The 14,302-nt window shown below is 60.0% G+C and carries 15 protein-coding genes; 14 read left to right on the top strand and 1 reads right to left on the bottom strand.

Going from position 1 to position 14,302, the window contains the following annotated elements:
• Nucleotides 1-8: 8 nt before the first annotated feature.
• Genes fliM through flhB form a run of 7 tightly spaced genes read left to right on the top strand, consistent with a single transcriptional unit; the run spans nt 9 to nt 4,898 of the window.
• Entirely contained in the window at nt 9-977 is a 969-nt protein-coding gene (fliM, locus tag AC1DQM_RS15285) for a flagellar motor switch protein FliM (RefSeq protein WP_007938639.1), read from the top strand.
• A gap of 59 nt (nt 978-1,036) precedes the next feature.
• On the top strand, nt 1,037-1,495 hold the full coding sequence (gene fliN / locus AC1DQM_RS15280; RefSeq protein WP_007938642.1) for a flagellar motor switch protein FliN: 459 nt from the start codon (nt 1,037-1,039) through the stop codon (nt 1,493-1,495).
• The gene (gene fliO / locus AC1DQM_RS15275; RefSeq protein ID WP_018925053.1) at nt 1,496-1,945 is read left to right on the top strand and encodes a flagellar biosynthetic protein FliO; all 450 of its coding nucleotides are present in this window, start codon (nt 1,496-1,498) and stop codon (nt 1,943-1,945) included.
• Nucleotides 1,945-2,703: a flagellar type III secretion system pore protein FliP gene (gene fliP, locus AC1DQM_RS15270; RefSeq protein ID WP_477746442.1), complete on the top strand. Its 759-nt coding sequence runs from the start codon at nt 1,945-1,947 to the stop codon at nt 2,701-2,703. The genes fliO and fliP overlap by 1 nt, the downstream gene beginning before the upstream one ends.
• Entirely contained in the window at nt 2,700-2,969 is a 270-nt protein-coding gene (gene fliQ / locus AC1DQM_RS15265; protein WP_007938648.1) for a flagellar biosynthesis protein FliQ, read from the top strand. Before fliP ends, fliQ begins: the two co-directional genes overlap by 4 nt.
• A gap of 3 nt (nt 2,970-2,972) precedes the next feature.
• A complete protein-coding gene (gene fliR / locus AC1DQM_RS15260) occupies nt 2,973-3,755 on the top strand; it encodes a flagellar biosynthetic protein FliR (RefSeq protein ID WP_086945861.1) in 783 nt (260 codons plus the stop codon).
• A 3-nt stretch (nt 3,756-3,758) separates the two neighbouring features.
• On the top strand, nt 3,759-4,898 hold the full coding sequence (flhB, locus tag AC1DQM_RS15255; RefSeq protein ID WP_086945860.1) for a flagellar biosynthesis protein FlhB: 1,140 nt from the start codon (nt 3,759-3,761) through the stop codon (nt 4,896-4,898).
• Nucleotides 4,899-4,946: 48 nt separating this feature from the next.
• Here the strand turns inward: flhB and AC1DQM_RS15250 are convergent, their stop codons facing one another.
• Nucleotides 4,947-5,096 carry a hypothetical protein gene (locus tag AC1DQM_RS15250; RefSeq protein ID WP_019648112.1) on the bottom strand — a complete coding sequence of 50 codons (150 nt, stop codon included), beginning with the start codon at nt 5,094-5,096 and terminating at the stop codon, nt 4,947-4,949.
• Between the two features lie 393 nt (nt 5,097-5,489).
• Here AC1DQM_RS15250 and flhA point away from each other — a divergent pair, with 393 nt between their 5' ends.
• The 7 genes from flhA (at nt 5,490) to AC1DQM_RS15215 (ending at nt 14,294) form a co-directional block, all read left to right on the top strand.
• Nucleotides 5,490-7,619 (top strand): flagellar biosynthesis protein FlhA, encoded by a 2,130-nt coding sequence (gene flhA, locus AC1DQM_RS15245; protein WP_007938653.1) that lies wholly within the window; start codon nt 5,490-5,492, stop codon nt 7,617-7,619.
• 11 nt (nt 7,620-7,630) lie between these two features.
• On the top strand, nt 7,631-8,956 hold the full coding sequence (flhF, locus tag AC1DQM_RS15240) for a flagellar biosynthesis GTPase FlhF (RefSeq protein WP_064619461.1): 1,326 nt from the start codon (nt 7,631-7,633) through the stop codon (nt 8,954-8,956).
• Nucleotides 8,957-9,072: 116 nt separating this feature from the next.
• Nucleotides 9,073-9,903 (top strand): flagellar synthesis regulator FleN, encoded by an 831-nt coding sequence (fleN, locus tag AC1DQM_RS15235; RefSeq protein WP_003222917.1) that lies wholly within the window; start codon nt 9,073-9,075, stop codon nt 9,901-9,903.
• Complete coding sequence (gene fliA / locus AC1DQM_RS15230; protein ID WP_018925059.1) at nt 9,900-10,640, top strand: RNA polymerase sigma factor FliA; 741 nt, start codon at nt 9,900-9,902, stop codon at nt 10,638-10,640. The genes fleN and fliA overlap by 4 nt, the downstream gene beginning before the upstream one ends.
• A gap of 167 nt (nt 10,641-10,807) precedes the next feature.
• Nucleotides 10,808-11,179, top strand: a complete 372-nt coding sequence (locus AC1DQM_RS15225) for a chemotaxis response regulator CheY (protein WP_167331167.1) — start codon at nt 10,808-10,810, stop codon at nt 11,177-11,179.
• 21 nt (nt 11,180-11,200) lie between these two features.
• On the top strand, nt 11,201-11,989 hold the full coding sequence (locus AC1DQM_RS15220) for a protein phosphatase CheZ (RefSeq protein WP_018925061.1): 789 nt from the start codon (nt 11,201-11,203) through the stop codon (nt 11,987-11,989).
• 37 nt (nt 11,990-12,026) lie between these two features.
• Nucleotides 12,027-14,294, top strand: a complete 2,268-nt coding sequence (locus tag AC1DQM_RS15215; RefSeq protein WP_086945859.1) for a chemotaxis protein CheA — start codon at nt 12,027-12,029, stop codon at nt 14,292-14,294.
• The last annotated feature ends 8 nt before the right edge of the window (nt 14,295-14,302 follow it).

Here is a 14,302-nt window from a genome sequence, read left to right as displayed (position 1 = left end):
AACACGACATGGCCGTGCAGGACCTGCTGTCCCAGGATGAGATCGATGCGCTGTTGCATGGCGTCGACGATGGTCTGGTACAGACCGATAACGCTGCCGAGCCCGGCAGTGTCAAAAGCTACGACCTGACCAGCCAGGATCGCATCGTCCGTGGACGCATGCCGACGCTGGAAATGATCAACGAGCGTTTCGCCCGCTACACCCGCATCAGCATGTTCAACATGCTGCGCCGCTCGGCGGACGTTGCCGTCGGTGGCGTGCAGGTGATGAAGTTCGGTGAATACGTGCACTCGCTGTACGTGCCGACCAGCCTCAACCTGGTCAAGATCAAGCCGCTGCGCGGCACCGCGCTGTTCATCCTCGACGCCAAACTGGTGTTCAAGCTGGTGGACAACTTCTTCGGCGGCGACGGCCGTCACGCGAAGATCGAAGGGCGTGAATTCACCCCCACCGAACTGCGTGTGGTGCGCATGGTGCTGGAACAGGCTTTCGTCGATTTGAAGGAAGCCTGGCAGGCGATCATGGAAGTGAACTTCGAGTACATCAACTCGGAAGTGAACCCGGCCATGGCCAACATCGTCGGGCCGAGCGAAGCCATTGTGGTGTCGACGTTCCACATCGAACTCGATGGCGGTGGCGGCGACCTGCACGTGACCATGCCGTACTCGATGATCGAGCCGGTGCGCGAGATGCTCGATGCCGGCTTCCAGTCGGACCTCGACGATCAGGACGAGCGCTGGATCAACGCCTTGCGCCAGGACGTGCTGGACGTCGACGTACCGATCGGTGCCACCGTTGCCCGCCGCCAGCTGCGCCTTCGCGACATCCTGCACATGCAGCCCGGCGACGTGATCCCGGTCGAGATGCCGGAAGAAATGATCATGCGCGCCAACGGCGTGCCGGCCTTCAAGGTCAAGATGGGCTCGCACAAAGGCAACCTCGCGTTGCAAGTGATCGAGCCGATCGAGCGCCGCTGACCGGCGCTCGTACCCCCCCCTACGCATTTAACTGAATTGTTGCCCGCCGAGGACAAATGATGAACGACGATATGAACGCCCAGGACGACCAGGCACTGGCCGACGAATGGGCTGCGGCCCTGGAAGAGACCGGTGACGCCGGGCAGGCTGACATTGATGCGCTGCTGGCGGCCGATGCCGGTACGTCGGGCTCCAACCGTCTGCCGATGGAAGAGTTCGGCAGCGTGCCGAAGAACAACGATCCAGTGACGCTGGACGGTCCGAACCTGGACGTGATCCTCGATATCCCGGTGTCGATTTCCATGGAAGTCGGCAGCACCGACATCAACATCCGCAACCTGCTGCAACTCAACCAGGGTTCGGTGATCGAGCTCGATCGCCTGGCTGGCGAGCCGCTGGACGTGCTGGTCAACGGCACGCTCATCGCCCACGGCGAAGTGGTAGTGGTCAACGAAAAGTTCGGCATCCGCCTGACCGACGTGATCAGCCCAAGCGAACGCATCAAGAAGCTGCGCTGAGTGAACAAGGTTCTTGCGGTTCTGTTGGCCTTGCCATCCAGCGTGCTGGCGGCCGAGTCGGTGACGACTGCTGCGACAGCGGCCGCCGCGCCAGCTGTCAGCAGTGGTGTGGCCGGGCAATTGACGCAATTGGTGTTCGGCTTGCTGCTGGTGTTGGGGTTGATCTTCTTCCTCGCCTGGCTGCTACGCCGGGTTCAGCAGGCCGGCCCGGCGGGCAAGGGGCAAGTGATCGAGTTGATCGGTTCCCGAGCCCTCGGCCCCCGTGACCGCTTGATGCTGGTACAGGTCGGCAACGAACAGATTCTGCTCGGCCTGAGCCCCGGCACCATCACCGCGTTGCATGTGCTCAAGGAGCCGGTACAAGTGCCGGGCGCAACCGAGAAAGCGACTCCGGAGTTTGCCCAGCGTCTGTTGGAGATGCTTGGCAAGGATCAGAAGGATAAGAAGTAATGGGTGCGTTACGCATCGTCTTGACGCTGGCCCTGATGCTGGCTGCGCCACTGGCGTTCGCCGCCGATCCGTTGTCGATCCCGGCGATCACCCTGAGCACCAATGCCAATGGCGCCCAGGAATACTCGGTCAGCCTGCAAATCCTGCTGATCATGACGGCGCTGAGTTTCATCCCGGCGTTCGTCATGCTGATGACCAGTTTTACCCGGATCATCATCGTGTTCTCGATCCTGCGTCAGGCCCTGGGCTTGCAGCAGACACCGTCGAACCAGATCCTCACCGGCATGGCGCTGTTCCTCACCATGTTTATCATGGCGCCGGTGTTCGATCGGGTGAATCAGGATGCCTTGCAGCCGTATCTGGCGGAGAAACTCACCGCTCAGGATGCTGTCGCCAAGGCTCAGGTGCCGATCAAGGACTTCATGCTGGCCCAGACTCGCAGCAGCGATCTGGAGCTGTTCATGCGCCTGTCCAAGCGCACTGATATTGCTACGCCGGATCAGGCGCCGCTGACGATTCTGGTGCCGGCGTTCGTGACCTCGGAACTGAAAACCGCGTTCCAGATTGGCTTCATGATCTTCATTCCGTTCCTGATCATCGACCTGGTGGTGGCCAGTGTGCTGATGGCGATGGGTATGATGATGCTCTCGCCACTGATCATTTCCCTGCCGTTCAAAATCATGCTGTTCGTGCTGGTGGATGGCTGGGCGTTGATCATCGGCACGTTGGCCAGCAGCTTCGGCGGTGTTTCACCATGACGCCCGAAGTTGCCGTGGACATCTTTCGCGAAGCGCTGTGGCTGACCACCATGATGGTCGCCGTGCTGGTGATTCCGAGCTTGCTGGTGGGGTTGTTGGTGGCGATGTTCCAGGCGGCCACGCAGATCAACGAACAGACCCTGAGCTTCCTGCCGCGCCTGCTGGTGATGCTGGTGACGCTGATCGTTGCCGGCCCGTGGCTGGTGCAGACTTTCATGGAATACATTCTTCAGCTGTACCACAGCATTCCTCAGGTCATCGGTTAAGCCATGTCGCTGCTGCAACTGACCGATACCCAGATCAGCACCTGGGTGGCGACGTTCATGTTGCCGCTGTTTCGCATCGGCTCGTTGCTGATGGTCATGCCGATTTTCGGCACGACGCTGGTGCCCAAACGCGTGCGTTTGTACTTCGCGCTGGCGATCACTGTGGTCATCGCACCGGGTCTGCCGCCCATGCCCGCGGTCAACGCGCTGGACTTGAGTGCGATGCTGCTGATTGCCGAGCAGATCATCATCGGTGCGGTTCTCGGTTTCTCCTTGCAACTGTTCTTCCAGGCGTTCGTGGTCGCCGGACAAATTGTCGCGATCCAGATGGGCATGGGCTTCGCTTCGATGGTCGACCCTACGAACGGCGTGTCAGTGGCGGTGATCGGGCAGTTTTTCACCATGCTGGTGACGCTGTTGTTCATGTCGATGAACGGCCACTTGGTGGTGTTCGAAGTCCTCACTGAAAGCTTCACCACGCTGCCGGTCGGTGGCGGGTTGATGGTCAATCATTTCTGGGAACTGGCCGGCAAGCTTGGTTGGGTGCTTGGTGCGGCGCTGTTGCTGGTGCTGCCGGCGATCACCGCGTTGCTGGTGGTCAACATTGCGTTTGGCGTGATGACCCGGGCGGCGCCGCAGCTGAACATCTTCTCGATCGGTTTCCCGCTGACCCTGGTACTTGGACTGTTCATCGTCTGGGTCGGCCTGGCGGACATTCTCAATCAGTATCAACCGCTGGCCGCCGAGGCCTTGCAGTTGTTACGCGAACTGGCACAGGCGCGCTGAGTCATGGCTGAGAGCGAAAGCGGTCAGGACAAAACAGAAGACCCCACGGAGAAACGCAAAAAGGACTCCCGTGAGAAGGGTGAGATTGCGCGCTCCAAGGAGCTCAACACCCTGGCGGTCATGCTCGCCGGCGCCGGTGGGCTGCTGATTTTTGGTGGCGCCCTGGCCCAGGATTTGATGGAGCTGATGCGCATGAACTTCTCGCTCTCGCGAGAGGTGATTCTGGATCAGCGCTCCATGGCGACTTATCTGCTGCATTCGGGACAGATCGCCTTGTTCGCGATTCAGCCGGTGATGATCACCTTGCTGCTGGCCGCGCTGATCGGCCCGATTTCCCTGGGGGGCTGGCTGTTTGCGGCTGGCTCCATGGCGCCCAAGTTCAGTCGCATGAATCCCGCCGCAGGGCTGAAACGAATGTTCTCGGTCAAGGCGCTGGTGGAGCTGCTCAAGGCTCTGGCGAAGTTTTTCATCGTGTTGTTCGTGGCGTTGGCGGTCTTGTCGTCGGACATCGACGATCTGCTGCGCATCGCCCACGAGCCGCTGGACATGGCGATCATTCACAGCCTGCAAGTGGTCGGCTGGAGCACCTTGTGGATGGCTTGCGGGCTGATCATCATCGCGGCGGTCGACGTGCCGGTGCAGCTCTGGGAAAGCCACAATAAGCTGCTGATGACCAAGCAGGAAGTGCGTGACGAGCACAAGGATCAGGAGGGGCGGCCGGAGGTCAAACAGCGCATTCGCCAGTTGCAGCGCGAGATGTCGCAGCGGCGAATGATGGCCGCGATCCCCGACGCCGATGTGGTCATCACCAACCCGACCCACTACGCCGTGGCGCTCAAGTACGATCCGGAGAAGGGTGGTGCGCCGATGCTGATCGCCAAGGGTAGCGACTTCCTGGCCTTGAAGATCCGCGAAATCGCCGTGGCCAACCAAGTGCAGTTACTCGAATCGCCCGCCCTGGCGCGTTCGATTTACTACTCCACGGAACTGGATCAGGAAATTCCAGGCGGGCTGTATCTGGCGGTGGCTCAGGTATTGGCGTACGTCTATCAGATCCGCCAGTACCGCGCGGGCAAGGGTAAACGTCCGGATCCGTTGAAGGATGATTTGCCGATTCCGCCGGATCTGCGGCGCGATTCCTGATTGGGTCTACGGTTCTGAAATCAAAAAGATAGCCGCCTTCGACAGCGCCTACGGGCGCTGATGCCGCCTATTGGCTTTTTCATTGCCGGGCTCTTTCGCGATACTGTTTTCCTGTTTCTTCCTGTCGTCCTGTTGCTTGGGCGCAACCAGATCGAAGCCTTTGGCATCGTTGAATGACTTGACCGCTTTCTTGGGCATGATCGCTGCTCCGGCGCTTGGTATTACCAACGCTGATGATCACCATCCAATACCCATAAGGCCGTTTTGGCTACTATCAAAACTTACGGCTGTGCAGGTCTTTGGACGAATGGTGGGGCAGTGAACTTGAGCGATGTCATGTCCCGCCTCTGATCCACCTTGTTCGTAGCAGCTGCCGAGCTTGCGAGGCTGCGTTCGAGGACGCAGTCCTCGCAAAGGATTTGCGACTGCTGCGCAGCCGAACGCAGCCTCGCGCAGCTCGGCAGCTGCTACCCCGGGCTCAACAAATCTATCTATTTCCCTCCTTGGCAAAAGTTGGAAGGCTTCTTGCAATAGCCGCCCTGCGCCTGCTTCAGGCGTCAAAAGTTTGCTTTAAAGGAACGGGGAAAACCGGTGGATCGCTCTCAGTTAATCAACAGTGCCCGCACAAACGTCGCCGACCTCAGTCGGGGCAATCTGGGCGTGCCGCTGTTGCTGCTGGTCATGCTGGCCATGATGATGTTGCCGGTGCCGCCGTTCCTGCTGGACGTGTTTTTCACCTTCAACATTGCCTTGTCCATCGTCGTGTTGCTGGTCTGCGTGTACGCCTTGCGGCCGCTGGATTTTGCGGTGTTCCCGACCATTCTGCTGGTGGCGACATTGCTGCGACTGGCGCTGAACGTGGCCTCCACGCGGGTGGTGATGCTCCACGGTCAGGACGGCCATGCCGCCGCCGGTAAGGTGATCCAGGCCTTCGGTGAAGTGGTGATCGGCGGTAACTACGTGGTCGGTATCGTGGTCTTCGCGATTTTGATGATCATCAACTTCGTCGTGGTAACCAAGGGCGCCGGGCGGATTTCCGAGGTGAGCGCGCGTTTCACCCTCGACGCGATGCCCGGTAAACAGATGGCGATCGACGCCGACTTGAACGCCGGCCTGATCGATCAGAACCAGGCGAAACTGCGCCGGATGGAAGTCGCCCAGGAGGCCGAGTTCTACGGTTCCATGGACGGTGCCAGCAAATTCGTGCGCGGTGATGCCATCGCCGGTCTGCTGATTCTGTTCATCAACCTGATCGGCGGCATGGCGGTGGGTATCTTCCAGCACGGCATGAGCTTTGGTGATGCCGGCAAGGTTTATGCGCTGTTGACCATCGGTGACGGTTTGGTGGCGCAATTGCCATCACTGCTGTTGTCGACCGCTGCCGCGATCATGGTGACCCGTGCTTCCGGCTCAGAAGACATGGGTAAACAAATCAATCGTCAGATGTTCGCCTCGCCGAAAGCCTTGGCGGTGGCCGCAGGCTTGATGGCGGTGATGGGCCTGGTGCCCGGCATGCCACACGTCTCCTTTCTGTCCATGGCAGCCCTGGCGGCCGGTGGCGCTTACCTGTTCTGGAAGAAGCAGAACGCGGTCAAGGTTCAGGCCCTGCAAGAGGTCAAGCGTCAGCAGGAGTTGCTGCCGTCACCGGCCCGGGCTCAGGAAACCAAGGAGCTTGGCTGGGATGACGTGACGCCGATCGACATGATTGGCCTGGAAGTGGGCTACCGCCTGATTCCGCTGGTGGATCGCAACCAGGGTGGGCAGTTGCTGGCGCGGATCAAGGGGGTGCGTAAAAAGCTCTCCCAGGACCTGGGCTTCCTGATGCCGACTGTGCATATCCGTGACAACCTCGACCTGGCGCCTAGCGCCTATCGCCTGACTCTGATGGGCGTGATCCTGGCTGAAGCGGAGATTTACCCGGAGCGCGAACTGGCGATCAACCCGGGTCAGGTCTACGGCACGCTCAATGGCATCACCGCCAAAGATCCGGCTTTTGGCCTGGAAGCGGTGTGGATCGAAATCAGCCAGCGTGCCCAGGCGCAATCCCTCGGTTACACCGTGGTCGATGCCAGTACGGTGGTGGCGACCCACTTGAACCAGATTCTGTACAAGCACTCCAGCGAGCTGATCGGCCACGAAGAAGTCCAGCAACTCATGCAATTGCTGGCCAAAAGCTCACCGAAACTGGCCGAAGAACTGGTGCCGGGGGTGGTTTCGCTGTCGCAGCTGCTCAAAGTCTTGCAGGCGTTGCTGGCCGAACAGGTGCCGGTGCGGGACATCCGCAGCATCGCCGAAGCCATCGCGAACAACGCCGCCAAGAGTCAAGATACCGCCGCTTTGGTGGCCGCAGTGCGCGTCGGCGTATCCCGTGCAATCGTGCAAAGCATTGTAGGCACTGAGTCGGAGCTGCCTGTGATCACCTTGGAACCAAGGTTGGAACAAATATTGCTCAATAGTCTTCAGAAGGCAGGACAAGGCTCGGAAGAGGGTGTTCTGCTGGAGCCAAGCATGGCGGAAAAACTGCAACGCTCGTTGATCGATGCGGCGCAGCGTCAGGAAATGCAAGGTCAGCCGGTGATTCTGCTGGTGGCCGGTCCGGTTCGCGCGATGCTCTCGCGATTCGGTCGGCTGGCAGTGCCGGGTTTGCACGTGTTGGCTTACCAGGAAATTCCTGACAACAAGCAAGTGACCATCGTTGCGACAGTAGGGCCCAACGGCTGAGGTAGTGGTTTATGCAAGTTAAGCGTTTTTTCGCCGCCGATATGCGTCAGGCCATGAAACTGGTTCGTGATGAGCTGGGCGCTGATGCCGCCATCATTGGCAATCGCCGGATCGCCGGCGGTGTCGAGCTGACGGCTGCCCTGGATTACAAATTGTCGGCGCTGGCCCCGCGTGTTCCGAACATGGAACTCGAGGATGAGCTGCGCAAGACCCAGTCGCGGATCGTCACCGCCCAGGCCGAACTGAGCCTGCGCGGCGATGGCGAGAGCGACAAGACCACCAATCGCCAGTTGTTCGCCGGCCTGCCGTTGACCGCCGCCGAACCGCTGATCGAACCGGCGCTCGCCGAACCTCGGCGTCCGGCCCCCGCGCCTGCTGCGGCGACCGGTGTCGATCCGCGCGCATTCGATTCGATGCGTTTCGAGCTCAACAGCCTGCGTGAATTGATGGAAGTGCAGCTTGGCTCGCTGGCCTGGAATCAGCTGCAAGGCAGCCGTCCGGCCCAGGCCAACCTCTGGCGTCGCCTGCAACGCATCGGCCTGTCCGGCCCGTTGTCGCGCGATCTGCTGGCACTGATTACCGACATTGAAGAGCCTCGTCAGGCCTGGCGCATGTTGCTCGCGCACCTGGCGCGGATGATCGCTACCCCGGAAATCGAGCCGCTGGAAGAGGGTGGGGTGATTGCCATGGTCGGTCCGGCCGGCATGGGCAAGACCACCACACTGGCCAAGCTCGCGGCCCGTTACGTGCTCAAGTACGGCGCGCAGAACATCGCGCTGGTGAGCATGGACAGCTATCGCATTGGTGCCCAGGAACAGCTCAAGACGCTGGGCCGGATCCTTAACGTGTCGGTGACCCACGTCGATCCGGGTCAATCCCTGGTGCAGGCGCTGGAGCCCTTGCTGCGCAAACGCGTGGTGCTGATCGATACCGCCGGCCTTCAGGCCAGCGATCCGGCACTGCGGATGCAGCTCGAAAGCCTGGCCGGGCGCGGCATCAAATCAAAAAATTATCTGGTCCTGGCAACCACCAGCCAGAAACAGGTTCTAACTGCCGCTTATCACAGTTACAAACGCTGCGGCCTCGCCGGCTGCATCCTGACTAAACTGGATGAAACGGCAAGTCTGGGCGAGGTGTTGAGCCTGGCGATCAGTCATGAGTTGCCGGTGGCTTACCTGACCGATGGTCCACGGATTCCGGATGATCTGCATCTGCCACGTCGTCATCAGTTGGTCAGCCGCGCCGTTAGCGTACAAATGCAGGAAGAACCCAGCGAAGAAGCCATGGCTGACATGTTCGCTGATATTTACCACAGCCCGACCAAGCAGGTTGGCTGAGGTGTTAATGAACATTTTTTGTACCTACATCGATGGTCTGCCATGCATTGTTCCGATGGTGAACGCGCAGCCAGTAATGTGGCCTCCGTCTAAGTAAGACAAGGTAAAGAAATAACATGGGCAGCATGCATCCCGTACAGGTGATCGCGGTGACCGGCGGCAAAGGTGGCGTCGGGAAGACTAACGTGTCAGTGAACTTGTCCCTGGCTCTAGCTGAGCTCGGCCGGCGCGTCATGCTGCTGGATGCCGATCTGGGGCTGGCGAACGTCGACGTTCTGTTGGGACTGACACCCAAACGCACGCTGGCCGACGTGATCGAAGGCCGCTGTGAGCTGCGCGACGTGCTGTTGCAAGGGCCTGGCGGTATCCGCATCGTCCCGGCCGCCTCCGGCACCCAGAGCATGGTTCATCTGAGCCCGGCCCAGCATGCCGGCCTGATCCAGGCGTTCAGTGATATCGGCGACAACCTCGACGTATTGGTGATCGACACCGCTGCGGGCATTGGTGACTCGGTAGTCAGCTTCGTGCGCGCCGCGCAGGAAGTCTTGCTGGTGGTGTGCGACGAACCGACCTCGATCACCGACGCCTACGCGCTGATCAAACTGCTTAACCGCGACTACGGCATGAACCGCTTCCGCGTCCTGGCCAACATGGCGCAGAGCCCGCAGGAAGGCCGCAACCTGTTCGCCAAGTTGACCAAGGTCACGGATCGCTTCCTCGACGTCGCCTTACAATACGTCGGCGCAGTGCCTTACGACGAAAGCGTACGCAAGGCCGTGCAGAAGCAACGCGCGGTGTATGAAGCCTTTCCGCGTTCCAAGTGCGCCCTGGCGTTCAAGGCCATTGCGCAGAAAGTCGATACCTGGCCACTGCCGGCCAACCCTCGTGGACATCTGGAGTTTTTCGTCGAGCGCCTCGTGCAACAAACGGCAGGACCCGTGCTATGACAGCCAGCGGTTACAACCTCTACAAGCAGTCGGCACGTGACGCGCAGTACGAGCTGATCGAGCGTTACGCGCCACTGGTCAAACGCATTGCCTACCACTTGCTGGCGCGTCTGCCGGCCAGTGTCCAGGTCGAAGACCTGATCCAGGCCGGGATGATCGGCCTGCTTGAAGTATCAACCAAATACGACGCCAGCAAAGGCGCGAGTTTCGAGACGTACGCGGGCATTCGAATCCGCGGCGCGATGCTCGATGAAGTGCGCAAGGGGGACTGGGCGCCACGTTCGGTCCACCGCAATACCCGCATGGTCAGCGACGCGATTCGCTCGATTGAAGCTAAAACCGGCCGTGACGCTAAAGATCACGAAGTTGCGGCCGAACTCCAATTGAGTCTCGACGATTATTACGGGATTTTGAACGACACCCTGGGCAGCCGGTTATTCAGTTTCGACGATCTGTTGCAGGACGGCGAACACGAAGGGCTGCATGAGGATGGCGCGAGTGCTCATCTCGAGCCGTCACGCGATCTGGAAGATGAACGCTTCCAGGCGGCGCTGGCGGACGCGATTGCCAATTTGCCGGAGCGTGAGCGACTGGTGTTGGCGCTGTACTACGACGAAGAGTTGAATCTCAAGGAAATCGGTGAGGTCCTGGGGGTCAGCGAGTCGCGGGTCAGCCAGTTACACAGCCAGTGCGCGGCCCGTTTGCGGGGGCGTTTGGGGGAGTGGCGAGCGCGCTGAAGGCAGTGTGGGGACACTGCGAATGGAGCTGGTGTGGTGTTGAACCGTACCGGTCTCGATCTGTTGTGCTCCAGACAGTCATTGAGTGCTTTGCCGGATTGATTGAAATGGCGCGTCCAGGTGCTGGGCGCGTTTAAGACTGCTTGGAGGTCGAATTGGACAAGAACATGAAAATCCTCATCGTTGATGACTTCTCAACGATGCGGCGGATCATAAAAAACCTGTTGCGTGACCTTGGGTTCACCAACACCGCCGAAGCCGATGACGGGCTGACCGGGTTGCCGATGCTGCAAAGCGGTAACTTCGATTTTCTGGTTACCGACTGGAACATGCCCGGTATGACCGGCATCGACCTGCTTCGTGCGGTGCGCGCCGATGAAAGGCTCAAGCACCTGCCGGTGCTGATGGTGACCGCCGAAGCCAAGCGCGAGCAAATCATCGAAGCGGCCCAGGCCGGTGTTAACGGCTATGTGGTCAAACCCTTCACAGCCCAGGCGTTGAAAGAAAAAATCGAGAAGATTTTCGAACGCATCGGCTGATGTACTGCGCACGGGGGAGCTATGGAGCATAACGAATCTTCACAGGGCGATTTTGAGTCGACCCTGAAAAAACACGCGGTCGAACTGGTCGACAGCCTTGAAAAAGGCAAGTTTGGCGACGCTGTGCAACTGATCCATGAGCTCAACCAGACCCGTGACCGCGGCCTGTATCAGGAAGTGGGCAAGCTCACCCGCGAGCTGCATAGCGCGATCGTCAATTTCCAGATTGACCCGCACATGCCGCAAGCCGAGGAAGTGTCTCAGATCACGGATGCCACCGAGCGCCTGTCCTATGTGGTCAAGCTGACCGAGGCCGCGGCCAACCGCACCATGGACCTGGTGGAAAACGCCACGCCGCTGATCAACAGCCTGAGCGATGAAGCCCAGGCGCTGAGCACGGATTGGGGACGGTTCATGCGTCGCGAAGTCGGGGCTGAAGAGTTCCGCGAACTGGCCCGGCGGGTCGATGGTTTCCTGACACGCAGCAGTGAAGACAACCGCGTCGTGTCGAGCAACCTCAACGACATTCTGCTGGCCCAGGATTACCAGGACCTCACTGGTCAGGTGATCAAGCGTGTGACCCAATTGGTTACCGAAGTTGAAAGCAATCTGCTCAAGCTCGTGCTCATGGCCAGTCACGTAGACCGCTTTGCGGGTATCGAACACGACCGTGAGGCGATGCTTGCTGAAAAAGATCCACAAAAACATCTCTCTCAGGGTGAAGGTCCGCAGATTCATGCCGATAAAAGAGAAGACGTTGTGTCCGGTCAGGACGATGTGGACGATTTGTTATCCAGTCTTGGATTTTAGTTTTCTGGGTTTTTAGACCTGTAGGAGCACCCCCTTAATGAGCTTCGGCGCCGATGAAGAGATCCTTCAGGATTTCCTGGTTGAGGCCGGCGAGATTCTAGAGCAACTGTCCGAGCAGCTGGTCGAGCTGGAAAGCCGACCTGATGATGCGGACTTGCTCAATGCAATTTTTCGCGGTTTTCACACTGTAAAAGGGGGCGCCGGCTTCCTCCAGCTCAACGAGCTGGTGGAGTGCTGTCACATCGCCGAGAACGTGTTCGACATCCTGCGCAAGGGTGAGCGTCGCGTCGACTCGGAACTGATGGACGTGGTTCTCGAAGCGCTGGACGCGGTGAACAGCATGTTCAGCGAAGTCCGCGAACGCAGCCCGATCACGGCTGCCACGCCTGAATTACTCGCGGCGCTGGCCCGTCTGGCCGAGCCGCAAATGGAAGCTGCACCGGCGCCGGTCGCTGAAGTGGTTGAAGCACCGGTCGCCGAAAGCGAATCGGGCGACATTACCGATAACGAATTCGAACAACTGCTGGACTCGCTGAACGCCGTCAAGGCCCAGGCCGAGGCGCCCGTAGCGGCTGCGCAGCCTGTTTCGCAGCCTGCCGCCGATGCAGCCGCCAGTGACGAAATCACCGATGCCGAGTTCGAGTCGTTGCTCGATCAATTGCACGGCAAAGGCCAGTTCGCCGCCGATGCAGTAGCCGCTGCGCCTGCTGCGCCGGCTGCTCCGAAAGCCGCCGGCGACAGCTCCGACATCACCGACGACGAGTTCGAAGCACTGCTCGACCAGTTGCACGGCAAAGGCAACTTTGCGGTCGATGCGCTGGAATCGGCAATCGCTTCGGCGCCAGCCCCGGCTGCGCCAACCGCCGCTGCGGCCGGTAGCGATCTGATCTCCGATCATGAATTCGAATCGCTGCTCGACGAATTGCATGGCAAGGGCAAGTTCACTGAAGTGGGCACTGCGTCTGCTGTTGCTTCGGTAGCGACTCCGGTTGCCAAGGCACCAGCACCTGTGGCCAAGGCACCCGAGCCAAAAGCCCCCGAGCCCAAAGCAGAAGCACCGAAACCTGCTGCCGCCGCAGCGCCGGCTCCTGCTCGTGCCCCGGCCGCGCCGCCCGCGGAAAAGCCAACCAGCGAAGCCGAGACCACCGTGCGGGTCGACACCGCGCGTCTCGACGAAATCATGAACATGGTCGGCGAGCTGGTACTGGTTCGTAACCGCCTGGTTCGTCTGGGCCTCAACAGCGGCGACGAAGCCATGTCCAAGGCCGTGTCGAACCTCGACGTGGTCACGGCCGACCTGCAAACCGCGGTCATGAAGACCCGGATGCAACCAATCAAGAAAGTCTTCGGGCGCTTCCCGCGCCTGGTTCGCGACCTGGCTCGCCAGCTCAAGAAAGAGATCAACCTGGAACTGGTCGGCGAAGAAACCGACCTCGACAAGAACCTCGTCGAGGCCCTGGCCGACCCGTTGGTCCACTTGGTGCGCAACTCGGTCGACCACGGTATCGAAGAGCCGGCTGATCGCGAAGCGATGGGCAAGCCTCGCAGCGGCAAAGTGATTCTGTCCGCTGAACAGGAAGGCGACCACATCCTGCTGTCCATCTCCGATGACGGCAAGGGCATGGACGCTGACGTTTTGCGCGGTATCGCCGTGAAAAAAGGTTTGATGGACAAGGATGCGGCGGACCGTCTCAGCGAGTCCGATTGCTTCAACCTGATCTTCGCGCCGGGCTTCTCGACCAAGACCGAGATCTCCGACGTGTCCGGTCGTGGCGTGGGCATGGACGTGGTGAAAACCAAGATCGCCCAGCTCAACGGCACCATCAATATCTACTCGACCAAGGGCAAAGGCTCGAAGATCGTCATCAAGGTCCCGTTGACCCTGGCGATCATGCCGACGCTGATGGTCATGCTCGGCAACCAGGCGTTCGCGTTCCCGCTGGTGAACGTCAACGAGATCTTCCACCTCGACCTGTCGCGCACCAACGTGGTGGACGGCCAGGAAGTGGTGATCGTGCGGGACAAGGCGCTGCCCTTGTTCTACCTCAAGCGCTGGCTGGTCAGCTCCGCCGCTCACGAAGAGCAGCGCGAGGGCCATGTGGTGATCCTTTCGGTGGGCACTCAACGGATCGGCTTCGTCGTCGATCAGTTGGTGGGCCAGGAAGAAGTGGTCATCAAGCCATTGGGCAAAATGCTCCAGGGAACCCCGGGCATGTCCGGTGCCACCATCACCGGTGACGGCCGCATTGCTCTGATTCTCGATGTTCCGAGCATGCTCAAGCGTTACGCCGCACGGCGTATTTGATTCTGGGG

Source organism: Pseudomonas sp. 01L34 (genome assembly GCF_056400265.1).
This window is presented reverse-complemented; position numbering and strand designations above follow the sequence as displayed.